Origin of the sequence: Gluconobacter potus (genome assembly GCF_015244705.1) — a bacterium.
Classification (GTDB): domain Bacteria; phylum Pseudomonadota; class Alphaproteobacteria; order Acetobacterales; family Acetobacteraceae; genus Gluconobacter; species Gluconobacter potus.
This window is the reverse complement of sequence record NZ_JABCQF010000002.1, coordinates 235953-259274: the sequence shown is the minus strand read 5'-3', so window position 1 is coordinate 259274 and position 23322 is coordinate 235953. Positions and strand designations below refer to the sequence as shown.

The following is a 23322-nucleotide window of genomic DNA, read 5'->3' as shown; positions in this document are numbered from 1 at the left end:
TTACGGTTCGCTGAGCAGGGAATGAATTGCTGCGTCATGCTCGACGGCACACGTCCCTGCCTCAGGAGCCGGGGCTGTTCCCTGCATGGCCAGCAGGTCCTGACGCGCTGCCGCCAGATCGTCCTGAAGTTCCGGCTGTGCCAGCAGCACGTCCATGAGCGAGGACGCATTCAGATATCCCGCCTGAACATCCGACTTCCAGTGCGCCCCGCAGACGATCCGGCTTTCCCCGAACACACGCCCGCGCTGGAGAATGGCCGAAGCATGTTCCGGCATCAGATGCGCCAGAAGCAGTGCCATCCCGTACCCTGCCGTCGTATGGCCTGACGGATAGGACGAATTCAGCCCAAGCCCTTCAGGAGACGTGCAGATCGGCAGGTTCGTGCCCACGAACGGCCGCGTACGGTGCCAGTATTTCTTCACGTCCGATGTCCGGTGTCCGACAGCATGTCGGATCCGCTCCAGCACGCGGGCCAGATGCGGCGCCTTTGCCAGATCGATCTCGAAACCTGCCGCACAGGAGAAGTCCCGGACCAGATGCGCAGGGTCCAGATCCGCATCGCTCTGCGCCAGTTTCCAGCGCGGCGTATCCTTCAGCGCGCGCGTGACATGAAACACCCGGTCGTCATCACTCTGCGCGGCACTTCCAGGCGCCGGCGGCGGAGCCAGCACGAGGCGCTCGTCCGGAGCCGCACTGTCCGGCAGGATGCCGCCCTGGGCAGTAGCGGACGTATGCGTCGCAGGTGCGCAGGCGGAAAGAACAGTCGCACACAAGAGCAGTGCAGCGGGCAGACGAAGGGCAGGACGCATAAGCAGGAAAATCCAGTCAGGAAAACGGAGTGAGGAACCAGTCCGTATCCTTAACGTTCACGGCTGCGGGCGCGAAGGCTTTTACGTATGAAACTCTTATGAGACTGTCTTGGGACAAACATCCCAAAGCCCCCACAGGATCTTCATGACACCTGCTTCACCCCGTGTTTCCATCCGCTACTGCACGCAGTGCAACTGGCTGCTCCGCTCGGGCTGGATGGCGCAGGAGCTGCTCTCCACCTTTGGTCAGGCCCTGGCTGAAGTCGCGCTCATCCCCGATACGGGCGGCCGATTCGAAATCCATGTGAATGAAACGCTGATCTGGGAACGCAAGCGCGATGGCGGTTTTCCCGGCCCCAAGGAACTGAAACAACGCGTCAGGGACATCATTGCTCCCGAACGCGACCTCGGCCACACGGACCGGACCTCGGATCCGCAGCCGGAACGCTGACCCGCAGCCCGATCAGGGCATCGTCTCGAAAGCCTGCCGGACCCGGTCCAGACTGTAGGGCTTGGGAACGAACAGCCCGCGCACCGGCAACCGGACCTGATCCGCGGGCATGTCGGCGGAGGTCAGGATGATCTTCACGGGCGGCCAGCGCTTCCGGGCCGTGGCAGCCAGTTTCTGGCCGTCCTCACCGCCTGGCAGGTGAATATCCGCGAACAGGTAACGGATCGTCGGATCCGTTTCGAGAAGCACTATGGCTTCTGCCGTCGTACGCGCGCTCAGGGTCCTGAAACCGGCATTCGCGAAGTAGTCCTCCGTCATCATCCGGATGAAGACAATGTCTTCGACGATGAGGATCGTGGGCCGTGTGTCAGGGTCCTCCGGCATGTAAAACGGGTCTCCGGTGAGTCTCAGACCGTCGCAAGCGACAGGATGGGGGCGGTCAGGTCTGCACATAAACCCGTCGGGGCGTAATGAAGTTCCGTTTTCCCGTGCCGCCCCAATCCGGCCTTCAGAAGACGCACACCAAAGCCGGTCTGTGCGGGTGGCGTAACCTGCGGTCCACCGGCCTCACGCCACTGCAATGCCATGACGCCCCCCTCGCCTGTTCCCGTCATCGTCCAGTGTAGAAACACCGTCCCCTCCGGAATACTCAGCGCACCATATTTCATGGCGTTCGTCGCCAGTTCATGCAGCAGCATCGAAAAGGACGTCGCCGTATCCGGACCCAGCTTGAGAAACGGTCCCGAGACCTGAACCCTGTTCTCCACGCCCAGCGGCGTGAGCACACCCTGAACCAGACTCGCCAGATCCGTAGACTGCCAGTTCCGACGCATCAGCAGATCATGCGCCGCACTCAGCGCCACCAGACGGGACGTGAAAGTCGCGAGCGGCCCCTGATCATCCACGTTCCGGAACCCCTGATGGGCCAGGCTTTGCACGATGCTGAGCGTATTCTTCAGACGGTGCAGGATTTCATGATTGACGATCTCCTGACGCGTCTCGGCGTCCCATTCATCCAGCGCCGCAAAAATCCGGTCCGCGGCAGTGCGGATGAAAGACGTTTCATCCAGCGTCCATTCCCGCGGAAGCGCGCTGTGAACAAACAGACAGCCCGTCAGCTCGCCATGATCCATTTTCGGGACGACAATCTGCGCCTCGACCTGTACGACACGACAGGCTTCACGCTCCTCACCCATCCAGGACGGACTGGAGAGATCGTCCAGAATGAGAACAGCACCACTTCGCAGGAAATCCGACGTCCGGCGGAAGGCCTGAAACGGAAATTCTCCCGAAATCGGCGGCATCTCCGGCGCACACCATCCCTGATCGACGGTGAAGAGTTCGTCGCGCACCGTAATGGCCGCGAACCCGACACGCTGCACCTCAAGCCGCTGCCCCAGAAGGCGGCAGGACTCCGTCAGCGCCTGTTTGCGGGTCGAGGCTGTCCGCAGGGCATCGCCCACCGCCAGAAGGGTCGTCAGACGGCTGGTCGCATTCCGCTCAGGGGTAATGTCCTGGATTGTTCCGATCAGGCGGACAGGACGCCCCGCCTCGTCACGATCCAGCACGCCCTGGCGCAGAACCCAGCGTTCCCGCTGGTCATCCGCCCGCACCACGCGATATTCGAGCTTCAGGGGCGCCGATCCGTCCAGAAGCTGCGACAGGACAGGCATCTGCGGTCTGTCGTCCTCATGCACCTGCGCGACCCACTGCCGCACCGTCAGGATATCCGTGACGGGCAGGCCGATGATGCGACAGACTTCCGGGGAAACGGCGATGTCCCCGCTGATCAGATCATATTCGTAGATCCCCACCCCACCGGCCGCGCCGGCCTCCTGCTGGAGGGCATATTTCTCCATGGCGTGACGGCGCTCCACATCCGCCTGCCTCGCCTGCCGGGTGGCCCGCTCCCTGCGGATCTGCTGCGCCGTCAGACGCCGCTCCTGCGCCACGGTTTCCCGACGCATCTCCATCAGCCGCATGGCCTGACGTGCCAGAGCCGCCAGACCGTTACTTTCCGCCTGCGAGAGACCCTGCGGACGTGTCTCAAGATCCACAACGCACAGCGTGCCTAAAACCTCCTCTTCTGCGGTAAACAGCGGATAGCCGGCATAAAAGCGCAGACCCGGCGCCCCGCAGACAAGGCCGTTCTTCCGCGTCTCGGGATCGGCCATCATATCGGGGATCACCACCGGAACCCGGCGCGCGATGACAGGCGCACATCCCGAATTGGCCAGGGCCCCGGACGGCTGATCCGTACCGACCCGCGCGGAAAACCAGAGCTGGTCCCCATCGAGAATACTGACCAGCGCAATCGGCGTGCGACAGACGGCCGCCGCCGCGACGGCAATGTCATCAAGGTCGAGATCCGAAAATGCTTTCAGATCCCCGTACATATTCAGATCAGCAGGCCTCTCCGCCGGAAACGGCGGTGCGTCCGGCGAAACCACGGTCTTCACAGACGCTTTTGGGGCTGGGTCCATGCTGGGCATGAGCGAACATACCGTGTTTCAGGGGCAGCAACAATTCATCAGAAAAGTTGCCGCCCCTTTCAGGCTTCAGCCCGCACTGGACAGGTCGATCGCCGCCAGAACGCCCTCTTCAGTTCCGAACACCAGAGATCCGCCCTGCGGCGTGAACCCCAGCGACGTCACCTTGCCCCGCTTCGTATCCTGTCCGGAGCACAGCGGCAGGACGCGCTGGTCGCCCCCTCCGATTTCCGCGAGCACGACCGTCCCGTCTTCATAGCCCGCCGCGATGATGTCTTCCTTCGGGTTCGGACAGACCGCACTGACGAACAGCCCTGGCAGACGCGCCAGTTCGGCCGGAGCCTTACCCATCGGCCCGCCGCCAAAGAACGGCCACAGGATGATCGCATCTGCCCCGGCCGTCGCCAGCCAGCGGCCATTGCGCGTGAAGGCCAGCGACTTCACCTGCTTCGGATAGCCGCTCATGCGCATGTTGTGCCCGTCCGACAGACGCCAGCCATGCAGATCATTTTCCTGCATGGACGTTACCAGCGCCTCCCCGCCCGGATGGATGGCAATCGCGATATGGCTGCCCTTCCACTCGAACGGCCGCACGGTATCGACCTTCGCCTGCACGAACCACATCGACGCCCCATTATAATGTGACGCCGCGATCCGCTTGCCCTTCGCATCGAACACGATGCCGGTCACGGTCGAAGGATGCTCCAGAACCTTGAGCGTTTCCCGCCCTTCCGCCGCCCGGACCTCGATCTGCTTGCCCGTCGAGAATGCCAGATGCCCCGTCGTGCTCGCCACACAGTCGATCCAGCGACGGCCCTCATGCAGGGTCTCGCTCCGCCCGTCAGCAAAAGTCCGGACGAGCTTTCCGTCCTCGCCGCCCGACAGGAACGCATCCGGAGCACAATCCTGCGCCAGACACAGGCCGCCATCATGCGCCACAACAACCGTCCAGCTCTCCGGATCACGCAGACGGTCCCGGGGGATCAGCACAAGCTCCCCGTCCGCCGTCAGTGCAGCAAAGCTGCGACCATCCCGGGCAGACACCACATGCACGACCGGGCTCTCGAACCGGCGCTCACCGCCCCGGTCCGTCAGAAGATCACCCATCATTCCGCAATACAGCTTTCAAATCCGCGACGAAGCTGCGGACGGTTGAGATTGCGCCCGATGAACACCAGACGGGACTCCCGGCTCTCGCCCTCGCGGAACGGACCGATGAAGTCGCCATCCGCCATCATGTGCACGGCCTGGAACGCAAAGCGGTCCTTCTCGCCCTTGAAATGCAGGATGCCCTTGGCGCGCAGAATGTCCGCCCCCTGCTCCTGAAGGATCGCCCCGATCCAGGCCTGAAAACGACGCTGGTCGATCAGGTCCTTGATGCTCAGGGAAATGCTGGTGATGCCCTCTTCATGCGAGTGATGGTCGTTTTCCAGAAAATCCGGCATCGTCTTGAGCGCACGTGTCAGATCGAAGCCGCCCCGGTCAAGGATGTCCGTCAGCTTCACGCCACCATGCTGCGCCTCATGGATCTGCGCCACCGCATTGATCTTGCGCAGACGGGCCACGATCTCCTTGCGGCGTTCTTCATCCGCAAGATCAACCTTGTTGAGCACGATCACATCCGCAAACGCGATCTGGTTCACGGCCTCGGGGCTTTCGTCCAGCGTTTCCATGACGTTGAACGCGTCCACAACCGTCACGACCGCATCCAGACGGGCTTTCTCCCGCAGGTTCTCGTCCACGAAAAACGTCTGCGCGACCGGGGCCGGATCGGCCAGCCCCGTGGTCTCGACAATGATGCCGTCAAAGCGGTTCCGCCGGCGCAGCAGACTGCCCAGAATGCGGATCAGATCCCCGCGCACCGTGCAGCAGATGCAGCCGTTGTTCATCTCGAACACTTCCTCGTCGGCATCCACCACGAGGTCATTGTCGATCCCGAGTTCGCCAAACTCGTTCACGACAACCGCATATTTGCGGCCATGCTCGGCCGTCAGGATATGATTGAGAAGCGTCGTCTTGCCGGCGCCGAGAAAGCCGGTGAGAACCGTCACAGGAACGGTTCCGGTCCGCGTCGGGGTCGCAGTAGTGTCAGGGGTGCTGGACATAAGGCCTCCGTAATCTGCCTTACGATATAGGCCGGTCCCTGCCCGCTTGAAACCCGTCCCCACCGCGGAATGTCCGATAGGCCAGCGCCAGCCCCAGAAGCAGGAAGCCCCAGCCACTCAGGGGCAGGTTCAGGAAGTCCGAAGAGGACGCGATCGGCCATTCCTGAATGAACACCGCCGCGAACAGGCCGATCGAAATGGCCGCGCCATTCCGCCCCGGCCAGATCGCCTTCAGCCAGGTCGCGATCATCAGCACGAACAGGATAAGGCCAGGCACCCCCGCATTCACCAGCGCCTGAAGGTAATGGTTGTGCGGATGCTGCACACAGAGGGAGAGCCATCCCTGTTCCGGAATGGCATCAGACAGGCCCGCGATCCCATGAAACGTGGACGGCGCGGCACAGTAATGCCGGTAGGCGTCATAACCCTGTCCGACCCAGGGATGCGCCTGCGCCATCACGACCGCATGGGTATAGATTTCCCCGTAGGGCGACTGTCCGAAATGCGTGAGCTGCTGCCGCGCCAGCGTTACGAGATGAAAAAAGCTGCCCGGCGAGAACACCCGCGCCACCAGCACCAGAACCGGCAGCATCGCCGCCGCCGCCAGCGCCGCCGGACGCATCGGCCGGTACAGCAGCGCACAGACACCAATCCCCAGCAAAGACAGCGCAAGCGGCATCCGCTGCCCGGCCAGAACCATGATCCCGACCGCCAGAACCGTAGCCGCGCACAGCCCCAGCGTCCGCACCAGACGGCTGCGCGCGCCTTCCGCCGCCGCACATCCGACCATCAGCAGCGGCAAAATCAGCCGGGACAGCGGTGCCGCAGCCCGTGGATGCGCATACGGTCCTGTCAGCGTTCCGTCATGAAAACGCGGAATCCCGAACAGATTGCGCCCGAACACGGCCTGGATCAGCATCTGCAACGCAATATAGACCCCGCACGCACAGGTCAGCCACAGCACACGCCGGCGCCAGACCGCATCCTTCAGCACCCAGCAGCCCAAAGCGGCGGCCGCGAGTGGAAAACGGATCGCCAGAAGCGACTGGGTCAGCGCCCCATGCCCCGGCGCCACCCACAGCGTGCACAACACCTGCCAGCCCCACCAGCAGAACGTCGCCACCACCCACGGCTCCCGGAACCAATCCCATCCGCCCTGACGCCGCCCGGTCAGGCCCGAATGCAGCAGAAGCAGCACGGCCAGAAGATCAAGATCGGCCTCACCCGCCACGCGCACATGCGTCAGGGCCAGAGGCAGGACCACGGCAGCCCAGCGGCCGATCCGGGTCAGGACAGAAGGAGAGAAACGCATCTGGCGTGGATGGAAGGTTTCCCGCTGCCATGCAACCACTTACAGTCCGAAGCGCTTTTTCGTTACCGTCCATTTCAAGTGGAGACACTCATGGCATCCGACACCATCCGCATCCCCGGCATCGACACACCCCTCTCCCGCGTCGCCCTCGGCACCTGGGCCATCGGCGGCTGGATGTGGGGCGGCCCCGATGATGACAATGGCGTCCGCACAATCCACGCCGCCATCGACGAAGGCATCAACCTGATCGACACCGCCCCGGTCTACGGCTTCGGCCATTCCGAGGAAATCGTCGGCCGCGCCTTGGCCGAAAAGCCCAACAAGGCGCATGTCGCCACGAAACTCGGGCTGCACTGGGTTGGCGAGGACGAAAAGAACATGAAGGTCTTCCGGGATTCCCGCCCGGCCCGCATCCGCAAGGAAGTCGAGGATTCGCTCCGTCGTCTGCGCGTGGAGACGATCGACCTCGAACAGATCCACTGGCCCGACGACAAAACCCCGATCGACGAGAGCGCCCGCGAGCTTCAGAAGCTCCATCAGGAAGGCAAGATCCGAGCCCTCGGCGTGAGCAACTTCTCACCCGAGCAGATGGACATCTTCCGCGAAGTCGCCCCGCTCGCCACGATCCAGCCTCCGCTGAACCTTTTCGAGCGCACGATCGAAAAGGACATCCTGCCCTACGCCGAAAAGCACAATGCCATCGTGCTCGCCTATGGCGCCCTGTGCCGCGGCCTGCTGACCGGCAAGATGAACCGCGACACGACCTTCCCGAAGGACGATCTGCGTTCGAACGATCCGAAGTTCCAGAAGCCGAATTTCGAGAAGTATCTCGCAGCCGTGGACGAGTTCGAAAAGCTTGCCGAAAAGCGCGGCAAGTCGGTGATGGCCTTCGCCGTTCGCTGGGTTCTCGATCAAGGCCCGGTCATCGCCCTGTGGGGGGCCCGCAAGCCGGGTCAGGTCTCAGGCGTAAAGGACGTCTTCGGCTGGTCCCTGACCGACGAGGAAAAGAAAGCCGTGGACGACATTCTGGCCCGGCATGTCCCCAATCCCATCGACCCGACCTTCATGGCGCCCCCGGCACGGGACTGACCTCAAAGCTGCGGTGAGCGACGCGAGAATGCAATCGCCGCCTGCCGCAGTTCTTCCTGCCGGCCACGGGCAGCGGCAACATCGAACAGCGCTGCCCGTTCCCGCCCCTGTTCTCCCAACCGGGTTCTAAGCCCCTCGTCGTCCATCAGACGGCTCAGAGCCTGTTCCAGCGCCCCGGCTTCGTCCGGCGCTGCGAGCAAAGCCGCATCTCCCACCAGATCAGGCAGCGCGCCCACAGGTGAAGCAAGAACTGCCGCACCACATCCCATGGCTTCCAGCGCAGTCATACCAAAAGGCTCTTCCCAGCGACTGGGCACCACCACGACAGCCGCCCCGGCCATCGCCTCCAGCACGTCGTCATGAGGCCGGTATCCCGTCATCATGACCCCCGCAGCCGCGGCCACAGGCCGCAGCTTTTCCAGAAAAGGCGTTTCCGGTGAATCGGGTCCAAAGCGGTCCGCCCCCATGATGACAGCCCTCCATCCCGGATACCGGGACCGGAGCGCACCCCAGGCCCGGACAAACGCGTCCACGCCCTTGTCCGCTACAACCCGCCCCGCGAACAGCACCACTTTCTGCCGCAGACCGGCCGTCGGCAATACGGACAGATCGATACAGTTGGGCTGCACCTCCGTCCGGACCGGCCCGCATCCTTCACAAAAACGCCCGGTCACCCAGTCCGAAACGCCGCAAACCAGAACATGCCGGGCAAGATCTTCCCTCTGCCGGACGGAACGCGCGCCGCGCATGGTGCAGGGATCGTTATGGAGAATCAGCCTGACGGGCCCGAACCGGGCCAGAAAACGCGCCAGATCAGGCCGATTGTGAATTTCCGTCAAAGCAGGGCGACAAAACCGCATCATCGCCACACAGGCGAAACGCAGACGCCACTTCCGTGAGAGCGGAACCCGGGGCAGGATTAACGGCCTGTACCGCCCACCGGGCAGAGGCGTACCGATCCGTCCCATTCCCGCCACAACATCCGAAAACCGCGCTTCCCGGCTGACAAGAAGGGAAATCGCCCCCGCATGCCCCGCCTCATAACGCTCCCGCGGTGGCAGAATGGTCAGGACGGGGTGCTGCATGATGTCCGGGTCCTCGTTCAGAAACATTTTGTTTCAGTTTGGACAGTTCATGACTGTCCGATATTTCCAGTTTCTTAACAAAAACCGCGCCATCTTCTTCGAAGACAGAGGATAAGAAATGATCGTGCATATTCCCCAGAGGACCAGCCAGGAAGGGACTCCACACCGCGTGGACGCCACCTTCCCGAAGACTGCGCCCCGGGGAAGGGTACCTGGCAGCACCTCACGAGAAAACATCACCGCGCTGTTTCCCATCCATCATCTCGCCGACGCCTCCAGCGAAGGACTGGCCATCCTCTATCAGGACCGGATCATCGAGGCCAACAGGCCCCTTCTCTCCTGCATCGGAACCGATCTCCAGAACTTCCCCGCCATCCGCGATATCCTTCCCGGAGTCCGGAAAACCCCACCGGATAACAGTTACCATCCCGGTGTCCTCCGAACACTGGAAGGACGGAGCTTTCAGGTCGCGTTCCGGCTGACTCCGCTTCGACGCAATGACCTGGACTGCCTGGCCCTGGCCATCACGTTTCCCCCCTGCCTCTCTGCATCTCACAGCCTTCCTCCGGAGAGTGTTACAGGGCTGTGCGGGCGGGAAGAGTTCGAGAAAAGTATGAGCGCGTTTCTCGGCAACGGAACAACACGGCAGCCCGCAGGAATTCTTCTACACGCCAACATCAATCGTTTCCGCACCATTAACGAGCGTTATGGCACCCGTATCGCCGATAACGTTCTCAGCGAAATCGGGCAACGTCTTCGGGCGTTCCTGACCGAGGAGTGCATGGCCGCACGGCTGGGCGGCGACGATTTCGGCATTTTCTGCCCGTTCCCCTACGAACACCCGATCCAGGCAACCCGCTGGGCCCAGATCATCCGGGATATTTTCCATACCACCCTCTCGATAGACGGACACAGGATCCACCTGACAGCCAGCATCGGCTGCTGCCTCATCCCGTTCGACACCTACCGTTTCGAAACCGCCTGCCACTACGCAGAACTGGCCCTGAACGAGGCGCGCCGCCTTCAGTCGCCGGACTGGATCAGATTCACTCCCCTCATGCAGGCCGATGTCCATCATCGCTCGAAGCTGGAACATGATCTGCAACGCGCGCTCGAGACAAACCAGTTTTTCCTGGAATTCCAGCCCCTGATCTGCCTCAGGACGAACCGGATCGAATGCGTTGAAGCGCTCCTGCGCTGGCAGCACCCCACAAGAGGGGTCATTTCTCCCAACGAGTTCATCCCCATAGCGGAAGAGAGCGGCCTGATTGTCTCGATCGGCCGGTGGGTCCTGCTCGAAGCCTGCGCCCAGGTCAGCAGACTGCCCTCGCATGTCAGGGTCGCCGTCAATATTTCCGCCGTCCAGTTCCTTCATGATGACATGTACGCCGCCGTAATCCAGACCCTGTTCCAGACAGGTCTGGCGGCGGAACGCCTTGAACTCGAACTGACAGAAAGCATCTTTCTCGACGCCGTACAGCGCAATCTGGAAACCATGACCAAGATCCGCGCTCTTGGCGTCAAGATCGTCATGGACGATTTCGGTATCGGGTTTTCAAGCCTCAATTACCTGCGCAGTTTTCCCTTCGACAGGATCAAGATTGACCGCTCATTCATCCGGGACATGCTGAACGACCCGCAGGCCCAGAGCATCGTCAGCGCCATCATGACACTGGGGCACGCCATGTCGATGGAAGTCATCGCCGAAGGCGTCGAAACCGCAGCCCAACTCGAAATGCTGAGGCACACCTCCTGCAGCACAGCACAGGGCTTCCTGATGGGGCGCCCGGCTCCTCTCGCCAACCTGTCAGCCTATCCCGGAATGACCGATACTCCCGTCATATCCGGGAAGAACAGCGGAACCTCGGCGTCCGCGTCTTAACGCAGATCGGCTTTCCGCTCCCCGGCGAGACGTTCACGCCTGAGAACCCGCCGTGTCTCACGAAGCAGACGATACTTCTCAACAGCCGACAGCGCTGGCTTTCTCTCCCTTTCAGAAGAGTGGCAGTCCTGTGATTCCGCAGGAATATGGAACGAAGCCCCCTCAGTTTTCCTGTAAGATGCCATCATCTTTCCATTCAAATACTTTGCTACAGCCTGTAACCGAAATAATCTTGAGTTGTCGAGAATTTACTGACACCTCCCATACCTCCCCAGGGTGAGCATCTTTCCATCCGCACAGACACCTCTTCGTGATTTGTGCAGGACAGTTTGTATTTCCGTTTCCGGATGTCCAGGCAGGACCCACACTCAGACATTGACCACTGTGATACGGAAGGTTAACCCCTGAAACCCTATAAGCCCATATGGTGGGCGCAGACTGTCATCAAGCCGGACTGGGAAAAGCATGCCTACAGCTCTCATTACAGGAATCACTGGCCAGGACGGTGCCTATCTCAGTCAACTTCTGCTTGGGAAAGGCTACCGGGTCGTAGGCCTCCTGCGTCGTTCGGCTTCCGCAGATGTTATCGGCGAGCGTCTCCGCTGGCTCGGCATTCTTGATGATGTCGAGCTGCTCGACGGCAATATGACGGACCTGTCCTCGCTCATTCGCATTGTGGAAACCGTCAAACCCGACGAGATCTACAATCTTGCTGCCCAGAGCTTCGTCGCCGCATCCTGGCAGCAGCCGCTGCTGACCGGAAACGTGACTGGCATGGGGACAGTCAACATGCTGGAAGCGGCCCGCATCGTCAAAAGCGATGCCCGTTTCTATCAGGCGTCTTCCTCCGAAATGTATGGCCTGATCCAGGAGCCGGTGCAGAACGAAAAAACACCGTTCTATCCACGCTCTCCCTATGCCGCCGCCAAGCTTTACGCGCACTGGATGACCGTAAATTATCGCGAGAGCTTCGGCATGCATGCCTCCTCCGGCATCCTGTTCAATCATGAAAGCCCGCTACGGGGCATCGAGTTCGTAACCCGCAAGGTTACGGACGGCGTCGCCCGCATCAAGCTCGGCCTGGCAAAAGAACTGGCCCTGGGTAATCTGGATGCCACCCGTGACTGGGGACATGCGCGGGATTATGTCCGTGCCATGTACCTGATGCTCCAGCAGGAAGTTCCGGACGACTACGTCATCGCAACAGGCCGCACCACAAGCATCCGCGACCTGTGCCGTATCGCTTTCTCTTCAGTTGGTCTGAATTACGAAGATCACGTTGTCACCAACCCGGCCTTCCTGCGACCGGCAGAAGTCGAAGTTCTTCTGGGCGATGCCAGCAAAGCGAAAAAAGCGCTTGGCTGGGAGCCGGAAACCACGCTGGAAGAGATGATCACCGAGATGGTGGAAGCTGATCTGGCCCGCCACCGCAAACGCAACGGCCTTTAAGCGGACGGACGTATGCGCCTTCTCATAACAGGGCTGAGGGGTTTTGTCGGGCAGCACCTGCAGCACCAGGTGCGGAGACGCTTCCCCGACTGCGAGATTGTGCCTGCCATCCCGGATATCCGGGATGCGCAGGCTGTTGAGAAGGTTATCGCTGCCGAAAAACCGGATCACTGCGTCCATCTCGCCGCCGTTTCGACCATTGGTGCAGCCCGGAAATCTCCGGACCACGCCTGGAACGTCAATCTGCACGGAACGCTCAATGTCGCACGCGCCATGCTGCGACATGTTCCACACAGCACCTTCCTCTTCGCCTCCACGGCAGAAGCCTATGGCACCACGTTCCAGCGCGGGACGGCCCTGACCGAGGATGCCCCCCTTGCCCCGGGCAATACGTATGCCGCGACCAAGGCTGCTGCCGATCTGGCCCTGGGCGCAATGGCCAGAGAGGGCCTGCGGGTCATCCGCATGCGTCCGTTCAACCACACCGGCCCTGGCCAGTCTCCGGATTTCGTGGTCCCGGCCTTTGCGTCCCAGATCGCGCGCATCGCGAAAGGGCTCCAGAAACCGGAAATCAGCGTCGGCAATCTGGATGCCCAGCGCGACTTTCTCGATGTCCGCGATGTGTGCGACGCCTATCTTGACGTCCTCACAACGAAGAAGCCGCTGACGCCGGGCACGATCTTCAATGTGTGCTCCGGTGAGACGCGTTCCATTCGCTCCATTCTGGACGATCTTCTGACCATCAGCGGCATCAACGCCGAAATCGTCACGGATCCTGACAGGTTGCGCCCTTCGGATATCCCGGTTGCCCGAGGCGATGCGACACTCATCACCTCGACCCTGGGATGGAGACGACAGATCGCATGGGAAGACACCCTGCGCGATGTCTATGAAGACTGCCTGCGAAAGACGACGGCCTGATCCTCAAGGGACGCAGGAAGTCAGAAACCCTCCCTTGAAGCGATTAGTTCTGAGAGCGACGCAGGCCCCACGGTAACGCCTTCCATACCCGCCGCGCGAGCGGCAGTCATGTCGGAAGGCTGGTCGCCGAACATGAGGCAGCAGGAAGGACGTAATTCCCACCGCTTCATCAAGTCGAGAAGCATTCCTGGTCCGGGTTTACGATCCATACTCGTCCCCCGGTATTTATCGATAACCGCCTCGGGATGCATGGGACAGTATCGCCAGTCATCAACATTTCCACCGTATTCCCGGATACTGTCGATCACCCAGTCCATGAGATGCTCAAGATCGCGCTCGGAATAAAAACCGCGCGCGATCCCGGACTGATTCGTTACGATAAAGATATGATATCCACGATCCACAATACAGGCGAGGGTTTCGCGGACATTGCTTTCCCATTCAAACCGCTCACGCGTTCCGACCCAGCCATGATCGCGATTGATGACACCATCCCGGTCGAGAAACACTGCCGGCCGAAGCAGGCTCCCAGACAAATCCAGAGCCTGGATTTCATGGTCGGCCATCTTCCCGATATCCCAGAACGCCCCCGAAAGCGGCACAGCTTTCAGGCTACGGTTTCGCGCGAGGGCCGGAAGAACATCCTTTTCCAGAGAAGAGTTTTCAGTCAGATGATCGAAAACAGAATGATCAAAAATATAAACGCCGCTGCTGGCAAATCCCGCCGTCCTGGAGCGATCAGGCTCAAAATATAAATCTTCCACATATTCGCCATCAGGCTGCAGGCGAACATTGCCGTACCGGCTCAAGCCGTCGACAGACCTGACCAGAACAGAGTTCCCTTCTCGCGCCTGTTGCAGAAAACGCGAAAGATTGCCCGAAAACAGCGCTTCTCCGTGACAGAGGAAGAAACGCTCCTGAAGCAAGGGCTTTGAATACAGAAGGGCACCGCCCGTCCCCGAAGAAAAAGAACAGGTGCTCAGAATGATTTCAGATGGTTTTGGCAAAAAGGAACGGATCTGTTCGATCGCGTCTTCAAGCTGCGCAGAGCAGGAAGATACCAGAACAACAAATTCCTCGACCCCGAAGCGCTGCATTTCCCGCATTAACCAGGCCAGAAACGGCCTGTCACCACATGGAGCAAGTGTCTTGGGACGCGCGCTTTCTGCTGACAAAGAACCCGATACGCCATCTTCAAGAACAATCACACACTGCCGAACGGTCATCCCCCCCACAAAATCATCCCACCTTCTTCAAAATCCACCGGCATATTTCCATGGTTCAGAAATCATCATGGAAATACAGAATTCAATTCTTATATCCATCATCCGTAGAAGCGTCGAAAATCCTTCTCGCCTTCATGCGGCATCAGCGCCGACCAATCAGAAGGGAAAGGGCCCTCTGATCCGTATTGATCCCCTCTTTTGCGGGTACAAACACCTTATCTGCTCGGATTGTCGTCCTGCTGTTCGCCGGAAGATCGATCACCGTCTTCTCTCCAGGCTGAAAGCCAATATGTCGTAAAATATGGCCTGTAGAGACCGACACTCCGGGTGAAGAAACGGCATAAGGCCGGCCAATTTCGAGCCGGGCTGGTACAACACCCGTCTCGACCACGATCTGCTGTCCCATCCAGTTCACTTCAGCAGGACTGGGCCAATAGTCTCCCGAAATGTGAAAGAGCGGCAGCGTCTCGCGCGGCGGGACCCGCACGATAATCATGTCTCCATCCTGTTCAGCCGGCCAGTGCGTCTCGAGGATCGCCTGCCTCAATACGTCCTTTGTCCTGGGCCCGATGACAATGGCCGCCGCGTGATGATCAACGCAGTAAAAACCCAGCTGCTCATCAAAATGCGGCGGTATGGCGTTATTCAGAAAGGCTGAAAGAACAGCGTCGTTATGTTCACTGGTCGGAGTATAGCCGAGATATCCGCCTGTCTGACGGAAGGCGTAGCCGGACTGGAGCTGCCACGCCATGGAATGCCCCAGATACCCGAACGGCAGGACAACCAGGACAGGATCGTCGCCGAAATGACGCTTTATACTGGCCTCGGTGAAAAACGGACTGGACGTCGTCGCTTCCCAGCCCTGCGCCGCCGGAGCGGGAAACAGGAACAGGAGCCCGCATAGAACAACGCCATAGCGGCCTACTGTCGCACGTTGCGCGAGAAACACCGCGCACAGGACAGCCAGAGCCAGACTGGTAAACATCGCAAATCTGACTGGAAGAACCGAGCTCACAACCGGCAGACGGTCCACGAGATGCCATGGCAGGGGAACATGGACGACGGTCTTCCCGGAATGGAGAACACCTCCCAGCGAGAAAAGAACGGAAATCCAGAACACCAGCACACACCGCGTCACCAGAAGCGAACTCCGGAATGCGATGGTTGAAAAATAGACGGCCAGAAGAAAAAACGGCAACCCGATGTAAGCGTCCTGCTCACTGATATTCCCCGTAAACTGCCGGGATATCGAACTGAACAGCGCCCCACCAGGCAGCGTCACCGGCGTGGGAACCAGAAAATTGAGAATGTCAGCAGAATAGAAATCCGCATCATTCAGCTGCCCCGGCACGACCTTCATGCCCTTGACCAGATAGAATAAAAACGGCGATGCAAGAATAATCGTTACAATCCCTGCCAGCACGACATCACGTGCCAGCAGAAGATAAATGTGTCGTGCCTTGCCCGGCGCAGTCGCCACAAACACGCACCAGGTCACAACCCCCATTACGGCGGAAGTAAACAGGACCTCCGTGGAGATACCGAGCTGGAGCAGTGCAGTCATCGACAGCGCCGCAATAAAGCGGGGATTTGTGATCGTCTGTTCGAGATACGCTTTGCACAAAAGCAGGCAGACCGGCACCAGAGCGATGCTCGTCAGATTGAGATGACCAAGCGACTGCCCCATCTCATACGGCGAAAAGCCGAAAACCAGCCCCCCAGAAACGCCGGCACCCAGCGTCCGGTCACGGACTGCAGCAACAAGAATGCCGCGAAAGCCGCACAGGCAGGAGCCAGTACGATCACAAGATTGGTTGTCAGAACCGGGCCACCCAGCCACGTCAGAGGCGCAAGGAGAAGCCCGAACGTCGGCAGTGCGGTTGCCCAGGTCAGGTTATAGCCCAGGCCATTCCACGCCAGATCCGTCACAAACGGATTGATGCCGTGCCCGATGGCCCAGGGCCACCAGTAAAGCATCCAGGCAAAGGACTCCACATCGGCCCCCACACCAATCAGGTGGTGACGCAGGGAAAACCCTTTGACAAGCAGTAAGGCAGAGAGTGAAAAATAGAGCGCGAACGCACTCATTCCTATCTTTGTGGCGGCTCTCACAAGGCAGCAATCATCGGCAAACGTCCGTTTCTTTTTCTAACCGTCTTTAAGGAATGGTCAGAAGAAAAACGAGCCTGCTTCGGAGGCGATCATGTTACTGCCGAACGAAACACAGGAGCTTCCAGGACCATGATTACGAGCCCCTGAAAAGTCAGCCCCCGCCACACTGTCCGGCAGGACCTTCGCAACAGAATACTTCAGGAAACACACCAGAATCCCGAATATGTTTCCAGAAAAAATAAAATATGTCGGAAACATGTCGAAAGTTTGATGAAATGTATCATGGCGAATATTCAGGGAAGATACTCACTCACCTGCGATGTTATGACCGCCCCTTGCCCATAAGGCGATGATTATTCTACAACACCGCGTTAGCGATATTTGAAAGACCGATGATTTCGTCGGCAATAGCGAAGCCAGTCCGGACACATGACCAAAGAGTACACCATCTGGATCGATGTCGAAGATATCTTCCGGTATTTTGAAAACAATACCCGTCCCAGCGGCATCCAGCGTCTTGTCTTCGAAATACTCAGTGTCATCCGCCAGCAGGCTGCCGCGAAACCGGATATCGGCCGCATCGTCCTCACCCGTCGGAACACAGATGGAAACCCCGAGGCAGGCCCTCTCCTGTCTCCCGTCTCCTTTGAAGCGCTGAATACACTTTTTTCCACCCATACCGACGAAGCAACTCCCCTTCATGCAGGAGGGGAGCGCAGCGCTGCACATGCGCCATCCCACTCCCTGATGCGCCGTCTGCGTCATGCCATTATCCGGCGGATTGAAAGCCTGCCGCCGGAACTGGCACGTCCGCTCCTGAACCTTGCCGTCAATCAGCTCAGAGCCCTGCAGCTTTTACGCCGTTACGCCCGCACGAAGTTCCAGCGGACCACCCCGTCGCGCCACACAGCGCAGGCCCCCCTGTCTTCAGCCGCGACCGCAGCCACCTCGGACGACGTTCCAAAACCCGGCGATATCTTTCTGATCCTCGGTGCGGCATGGTCGGAACCCGATTTCGGCGAACGCCTGGCCCGGATGCGCAGGACCTACGGCATTCAGCCCGTCCTGCTGCTCTATGATCTCATTCCCGCCGTCCGGCCGGAATGGTGCGCGATTTCCCTGATCCGGGATTTCCGGCACTGGCTCGACACCACCCTTCCCCAGTGTGGCCGCCTTCTGGCCATCAGCCATGCCACGGCCGAGACCGTAGAGGATTACGCCCGCAAACAGCGTCTGAAGCTGCTGGCCCCCGTGCAGACCATTCCGATCGGCAGCGGCTTCGGGCCGCCCCGGGAGATCGGGAACGAACGTCCCAGGGGCCTGCCAGAAAAGGGCAGCTACGTGCTGTTTGTCTCCACCCTTGAGGCCCGCAAGAACCACCTGCTGGCATTCCGCATCTGGCGCCGTCTCGTGACGGACCTGCCACGGGATCAGGTCCCGACCCTCGTTTTTGCGGGCCGGGTTGGCTGGCTCGTTTCCGACCTCATGCAGCAGCTTGAAAATACCGAATGGCTGCGAGGAAAAATCCGTCTTCTCCGTGACCCGTCGGATGAGGAACTGGCCCATCTGTACGATGGCTGCATGTTCACGATTTTCCCGTCCCTTTATGAAGGCTGGGGACTGCCCGTGACCGAGAGCCTCGTCAACGGACGCCCCTGCATCGCGTCGAACACGACCTCCATCCCCGAAGCAGGCGGCCCGCTGACGCGGTACTTCAACCCCGAAGACCTCGACGAAGCCTATCGTGTCGTCCGGGAGACAATCGAGGACCGGCCCGGCCTGAAAAAATGGCAGGACGAGGTCCGCGAGCAGTTCAGACCTGTCCCCTGGGAACGCAGCGCGGATGCGATCCTCGACGCCTGCCATTCCGCCCATCTGATGGGCCGTATGAACGGACAGACATCATGACCCTGTGGATCGACATCGACGATCTGCTGCATCACCTGCTGCATCACAGCCGGCCAAGCGGCATCCAGCGCGTCGTGTTCGAAATCGGTTCGGCCCTGCGCAACCTCGCCGGCCACGACGTCCAGTTCGTGCGCCGTGGCCCAGGTGCCACGGATGCCCGTGATTTCAGGACCGTCGACTGGACCATGGTCGAAACCGTGTTTCGCGAGGCCACAAACAGCAGCATCAAACCCGGCTCGTCTTCGGTCAATGCTCCGCCCCTGACATTCCAGGCGCTCGAACAGGTTGCGCCGGAAGACACACTCTCCGCGTTCCTGCGGACGGAAAGCCGGATCCTGAAAGGTCTTGCCAGCCTCCCCCGCACATTCGCCCGGCTTGGTCTGAAATCCCTCCAGACCCGCCTCGACGCGCGTCGTTCCCGGCGGCCGGAACTGCCAACCTTCTCGGAAGGCACACAGCTCGCAGATGTCGCCCGCCCCGGCGATGTCTTCCTGACCCTTGGCTCCCCCTGGCACCACGCCAGTTACAGCCAGACCGTCAGATGGCTGCGTGACGACCTGCGGCTGTCCTACGCGCTGCTCATGTACGACCTGGTCCCCATCCGCTGTCCGGAGTGGTGCAACCGCGGCATCATCACGACGTTCCGCGCCTGGCATCAGGACATCCTGCCTCTCGCCGATACGCTTTTCGCCATCAGCCATGCTACGGCAAAAGACGTGCGGGCTTACCTCGCGGAACAGGACATCGGGACGGATATTCCTGTCCATCCTATTCCCCTGGGGACCGGGTTTGGTCTGTCCGATGGGCGCATGAGTGAGGAAGCACTGGTGCATGAGCCTTATGTGCTGTTTGTTTCGACCATTGAGGCCCGCAAGAACCATGCCCTGCTCTTCCGGGTCTGGCGGCGGATGCTGGAAGAAATGCCGGCTGAGCGGGTGCCGACCCTTGTTTTTGCAGGGCGGGAGGGCTGGCTGGTTTCCGATTTCATGCAGCAGCTTGAAAATGCGGACTGGCTGAATGGCAAGATCCGGTTCATCCAGAATCCCACGGACGAAGACCTGCGCCGCCTTTATGCAGATTGCAGCTTCACCGTTTTCCCGTCTTTCTTTGAAGGCTGGGGCCTGCCCGTGACGGAGAGCCTCTCCATGGGGCGCCCGTGCGTGGTGTCCAACACGACCTCCATTCCCGAGGCCGGCGGACCGCTCGGACGATATTTCAGCCCCTACAGCCTTGATGAGGCTTATAGGGTAATCCGCGAGACGATCGAGGATCGCGAGGGGCTGGCGGCGTGGACGGCGAAAGTCCGGGGCGAATTCCGGCCTGTTCCCTGGGAAGACAGCGCCAGAGCCATTCTCGACAGGGTTCTCTGAACCTCGGGCGTGAAAGTTTCACGCGAAGGGTCTTGAGTTAGGACGGCGGATCACGCACATGCAGGAACCTCTGGTCCAGCATGTCGCGGGCCGCGCGTGCCCCTGTTTTTGCGGGCCGGTCAGCGACCCACCCTCCTTTTCCGTCCGCAAGGAGCGTTCCCTTGAAAATCAACGGCATTTCCTATCGCAGCCTCTGGCGCCCTTCCGATGATGCGAGCAGCATCCGGATTTTCGATCAGACCCGCTTTCCCTGGAACGTGGATATCCTGGAGCTTCGGGATGTGGGCGCCGTCGCTGACGCCATCACCAGCATGCAGGTGCGTGGCGCGCCGCTGATCGGGGCCGTTGCGGCCTATGGGCTGGTCTTCGCGCTTCAGGACGATGCCTCGGACGAGGCTCTGGAGAAGGCCGCAGCCTTTCTGGTGGCCACACGCCCGACGGCCATCAACCTGCGCTGGGCCATCGAGCGGATGGTGGCGCGCCTCAAAGCCGTCCCGCCGACGGAGCGCGTGGCTGCGGGTTATGTGGAGGCCGATGCGATCTGTGATGAGGACGTGCAGGTCAATGAGGCCATCGGCCGTCACGGACTGGAGCTGATCCGCGAGATCTGGGAGCGCAAGGGCAAACAGGGACAGGTGAACCTGCTGACGCACTGCAATGCCGGCTGGATCGCGACCGTGGACTGGGGCACGGCCCTCGCGCCCATCTACATGGCGCATGACGAGGGCATTCCGGTGCATGTCTGGGTGGACGAGACCCGCCCGCGCAATCAGGGCAGTCTCCTGACCGCATGGGAACTTGGCAGCCATGGCGTGCCGCATACCGTCATCGCCGACAATGCCGGCGGGCATTACATGCAGGCCGGGCGCGTAGACATGGTCATTGTCGGCACCGACCGTGTGACCGCTCAGGGGGACGTGGCCAACAAGATCGGCACGTATCTCAAGGCGCTCGCGGCCCATGACAACAATGTCCCGTTCTGGGTGGCGCTACCGTCCTCGACGATCGACTGGCGCGTGCGCGACGGCGTGAAGGACATCCCGATCGAAGAGCGCAGCGCGGACGAAGTCCTGTTCATGACGGGGCTGGACAGCAACGGGGAAGCCGGCCGCGTCCGGATCGCTCCGCTCAACAGCCCGGCAGCCAACCCTGCCTTTGACGTAACGCCCGCGCGCCTCGTGACGGGTCTCATCACCGAGCGGGGCCGCTGTGATGCATCCGAGGCCGGGCTTCAGTCCCTCTTTCCGGAGCAGACGAAAGCCCACTGAGGAGTGTCCTCCTGCCAGGACCTGGACTGCGCAATGCCATCTCCTGTTCCCGTCTCCGTGGAACCACCTGCGGCCCTTCTTCCGCTGTGGTTCCGCATCATGCGGGGTTTCCTGATGGCCAACGCCATTGCCGGAATGGTCGCGAGCGTTTTTCTTCCCGGTAGGGCTCGGCGCTGGCATGGCCCTGTCCAGCCCCGACAACGAGCCGCTTTTCGGATGGTGCCTGCTTTTCTATCTCCTGCTCCTGCCGGTCATCTGCATCGTGACAGCCCTCCTTCTCTTCAGGACGGCGTCCCCGTCTCCGATGCGGATGATCGTGAACACGCTGGTTTCGACAGTTCTGCTCGGCATCTGGTTCCTTCCCACGGACGTGCCACTGCTTGAGAAAGCCTGTACGAAAATCATGGCGGCCCATGCGGCCAGCCATGCCCCTCTGAGCGCCCGTCCTTGACGCCCCGGTCGTCTTGGCCCTTCATTCAGCCTGGGAAACAGATCCCCCAACGAGGATAACAGTGCCAGATTCGCATATTTTCAGGCGAGCAGCTGCTACGGGCGCCCTGCTCGCACTGGCTGCATGTTCCAGCCAGCAGAGTGTCCGCCCGTACCCGGCCCGTACGCCGAACGCCCAGTATGCGAACGGAACCACTGGTCCGGCTGGCTATGACAGCCACGTCCCGGATTTCGCCACCCGCAATTTCGAACCATTCAACCGTCAGGACGTCGCGGCCATCGCCCTGCGCGAATGGCGCATGTTCGGCTCCCCCGTCTCGGACGACGATCCCGAAGACCGCCCCGAACCTACCGACGCCGCACTCAAGCCCGAACGCCTCCCCGGCCTGTGGCAGCGCGTTGGCGAATACTGGTGGATCGGGCAGGACCCGTATGAAACGGAAGTCGGCTGGACGGGCAAGACGGACTCCCAGGGCACCCGTTTCGAGATCGAGCATGACGGCCATTATGCCTGGTCCGCAGCTTTCATTTCCTATGTGATGCGGGTCGCCGGGGCCAATGACCGCTTCCCGTATTCGCCCAATCACTCGACCTACATCAACGCCGCGGCCAGCGGGCAGTCCAGTGGTGTTACGGCGCATGATCCGGGCACCTATGCTCCGAAGATCGGCGACCTGATCTGCGTCGGTCGAGGCCGCAGCAAGACCGTCACCTTTTCCATGCTGCCCACCAGCTACGGCTTTCCGGCGCATTGCGGCATCGTGTCGGCGACGAACCAGAATGCCCAGCCCTTCGGGCATGAGCTGAGCATCGTCGGCGGTAACGTGGATGATGCCGTGGCCCTCACCCATGTTCCCACGGACGCCAACGGCATGATCGCCGATGGCTCAGGGCACAGCTATGACAGCCGTTATCCGTGGTGCGCCGTGCTGGAAGTCCATTACGATGCGGATCAGGAACCCGACAGCGGCATGTAAGAGGACGGCAGGCCGCTGGAGCGCCAGCCTTTGCCGGGGCCGTGCTGGTCCTCGAATCCGTCCACGATATTGCTGACATCCGCATAACCGGCGTTTTCCGCCAGAAGTGCGGCATAATGCGAGCGCACCCCCGACCGGCACAGGAACAGCAGCGGCGTCTGCTGGTCGGGGACGGCTTCGAGCAGCGCTTCCACGAACTCCTGCTGGCGGTCCGGCTGCCAGGTGATGCACAGGAGCGGCGCGGTCATCGCGTCGGCGTCCGGCAGGCCCACATGCATCCATTCCGGCGGTGTGCGGACATCCACCAGAATGGGACGCGGCGCGCCTTCATCGGCATTGCCGGTGGCGTTTTCAGGGTCTTTTTCAAGCATTTCCCATGCCTGTCTTGCCGTCAGGACCTTCATGCTCTTCCTCATCC

The 23322-nt window shown here is 60.7% G+C and carries 21 protein-coding genes; 10 read left to right on the top strand and 11 right to left on the bottom strand.

The window, feature by feature from the left end; all coding sequences use genetic code 11:
* Positions 1–810, bottom strand: a complete 810-nt coding sequence (locus HKD31_RS05285) for an acid phosphatase (protein ID WP_194264274.1) — start codon at positions 808–810, stop codon at positions 1–3.
* Between the two features lie 145 nt (positions 811–955).
* Here HKD31_RS05285 and HKD31_RS05280 point away from each other — a divergent pair, with 145 nt between their 5' ends.
* A complete protein-coding gene (locus tag HKD31_RS05280; protein ID WP_194264275.1) occupies positions 956–1261 on the top strand; it encodes an Rdx family protein in 306 nt (101 codons plus the stop codon).
* 12 nt (positions 1262–1273) lie between these two features.
* On the opposite strand, the gene HKD31_RS05275 is transcribed toward HKD31_RS05280, so the two are convergent.
* The 5 genes from HKD31_RS05275 to HKD31_RS05255 form a co-directional block, all read right to left on the bottom strand.
* The gene (locus HKD31_RS05275) at positions 1274–1645 is read right to left on the bottom strand and encodes a response regulator (protein WP_011253144.1); all 372 of its coding nucleotides are present in this window, start codon (positions 1643–1645) and stop codon (positions 1274–1276) included.
* A gap of 23 nt (positions 1646–1668) precedes the next feature.
* On the bottom strand, positions 1669–3657 hold the full coding sequence (locus HKD31_RS05270) for a GAF domain-containing protein (RefSeq protein WP_194264276.1): 1989 nt from the start codon (positions 3655–3657) through the stop codon (positions 1669–1671).
* Between the two features lie 162 nt (positions 3658–3819).
* The gene (locus tag HKD31_RS05265; protein ID WP_194264277.1) at positions 3820–4860 is read right to left on the bottom strand and encodes a WD40 repeat domain-containing protein; all 1041 of its coding nucleotides are present in this window, start codon (positions 4858–4860) and stop codon (positions 3820–3822) included.
* Entirely contained in the window at positions 4857–5855 is a 999-nt protein-coding gene (locus tag HKD31_RS05260; RefSeq protein ID WP_062497542.1) for a CobW family GTP-binding protein, read from the bottom strand. Before HKD31_RS05260 ends, HKD31_RS05265 begins: the two co-directional genes overlap by 4 nt.
* 19 nt (positions 5856–5874) lie before the next feature.
* Positions 5875–7206, bottom strand: coding sequence for an O-antigen ligase family protein (locus HKD31_RS05255; RefSeq protein WP_338085537.1), 1332 nt, complete (start codon positions 7204–7206; stop codon positions 5875–5877).
* 51 nt (positions 7207–7257) lie between these two features.
* Between HKD31_RS05255 and HKD31_RS05250 the strand changes: the two genes are divergently transcribed.
* A complete protein-coding gene (locus HKD31_RS05250) occupies positions 7258–8256 on the top strand; it encodes an aldo/keto reductase (RefSeq protein WP_194264278.1) in 999 nt (332 codons plus the stop codon).
* Positions 8257–8258: 2 nt separating this feature from the next.
* Here the strand turns inward: HKD31_RS05250 and HKD31_RS05245 are convergent, their stop codons facing one another.
* Positions 8259–9341 carry a glycosyltransferase family 4 protein gene (locus HKD31_RS05245; RefSeq protein WP_228120239.1) on the bottom strand — a complete coding sequence of 361 codons (1083 nt, stop codon included), beginning with the start codon at positions 9339–9341 and terminating at the stop codon, positions 8259–8261.
* 118 nt (positions 9342–9459) lie between these two features.
* Here HKD31_RS05245 and HKD31_RS05240 point away from each other — a divergent pair, with 118 nt between their 5' ends.
* From HKD31_RS05240 to HKD31_RS05230, 3 genes are all read left to right on the top strand, one after another.
* Positions 9460–11223, top strand: a complete 1764-nt coding sequence (locus tag HKD31_RS05240; protein ID WP_194264280.1) for a putative bifunctional diguanylate cyclase/phosphodiesterase — start codon at positions 9460–9462, stop codon at positions 11221–11223.
* Between the two features lie 465 nt (positions 11224–11688).
* Positions 11689–12672 carry a GDP-mannose 4,6-dehydratase gene (gmd, locus tag HKD31_RS05235; RefSeq protein WP_062497544.1) on the top strand — a complete coding sequence of 328 codons (984 nt, stop codon included), beginning with the start codon at positions 11689–11691 and terminating at the stop codon, positions 12670–12672.
* A 12-nt stretch (positions 12673–12684) separates the two neighbouring features.
* Entirely contained in the window at positions 12685–13593 is a 909-nt protein-coding gene (locus tag HKD31_RS05230; RefSeq protein ID WP_194264281.1) for a GDP-mannose 4,6-dehydratase, read from the top strand.
* 20 nt (positions 13594–13613) lie between these two features.
* Here the strand turns inward: HKD31_RS05230 and HKD31_RS05225 are convergent, their stop codons facing one another.
* The 3 genes from HKD31_RS05225 to HKD31_RS05215 all read right to left on the bottom strand — a co-directional run bounded on the left by HKD31_RS05225 (position 13614) and on the right by HKD31_RS05215 (position 16907).
* A complete protein-coding gene (locus HKD31_RS05225; protein ID WP_194264282.1) occupies positions 13614–14819 on the bottom strand; it encodes an HAD-IIIA family hydrolase in 1206 nt (401 codons plus the stop codon).
* Between the two features lie 142 nt (positions 14820–14961).
* Entirely contained in the window at positions 14962–16506 is a 1545-nt protein-coding gene (locus tag HKD31_RS05220) for a hypothetical protein (RefSeq protein ID WP_194264283.1), read from the bottom strand.
* Complete coding sequence (locus tag HKD31_RS05215; RefSeq protein ID WP_194264284.1) at positions 16476–16907, bottom strand: hypothetical protein; 432 nt, start codon at positions 16905–16907, stop codon at positions 16476–16478. Before HKD31_RS05215 ends, HKD31_RS05220 begins: the two co-directional genes overlap by 31 nt.
* Before the next feature lie 453 nt (positions 16908–17360).
* Here HKD31_RS05215 and HKD31_RS05210 point away from each other — a divergent pair, with 453 nt between their 5' ends.
* The 5 genes from HKD31_RS05210 (at position 17361) to HKD31_RS05190 (ending at position 22904) form a co-directional block, all read left to right on the top strand.
* On the top strand, positions 17361–18839 hold the full coding sequence (locus HKD31_RS05210; RefSeq protein ID WP_194264285.1) for a glycosyltransferase family 4 protein: 1479 nt from the start codon (positions 17361–17363) through the stop codon (positions 18837–18839).
* Entirely contained in the window at positions 18836–20209 is a 1374-nt protein-coding gene (locus tag HKD31_RS05205) for a glycosyltransferase family 4 protein (RefSeq protein WP_194264286.1), read from the top strand. The genes HKD31_RS05210 and HKD31_RS05205 overlap by 4 nt, the downstream gene beginning before the upstream one ends.
* Before the next feature lie 161 nt (positions 20210–20370).
* The gene (gene mtnA, locus HKD31_RS05200) at positions 20371–21477 is read left to right on the top strand and encodes an S-methyl-5-thioribose-1-phosphate isomerase (protein WP_194264287.1); all 1107 of its coding nucleotides are present in this window, start codon (positions 20371–20373) and stop codon (positions 21475–21477) included.
* 178 nt (positions 21478–21655) lie between these two features.
* Positions 21656–21928, top strand: coding sequence for a hypothetical protein (locus HKD31_RS05195; RefSeq protein ID WP_155723280.1), 273 nt, complete (start codon positions 21656–21658; stop codon positions 21926–21928).
* 55 nt (positions 21929–21983) lie between these two features.
* Positions 21984–22904, top strand: a complete 921-nt coding sequence (locus tag HKD31_RS05190) for a DUF2272 domain-containing protein (RefSeq protein ID WP_194264476.1) — start codon at positions 21984–21986, stop codon at positions 22902–22904.
* Here HKD31_RS05190 and HKD31_RS05185 read toward each other — a convergent pair.
* Complete coding sequence (locus tag HKD31_RS05185) at positions 22880–23308, bottom strand: rhodanese-like domain-containing protein (protein ID WP_194264288.1); 429 nt, start codon at positions 23306–23308, stop codon at positions 22880–22882. The genes HKD31_RS05190 and HKD31_RS05185 overlap by 25 nt on opposite strands.
* Between the last annotated feature and the right edge of the window lie 14 nt (positions 23309–23322).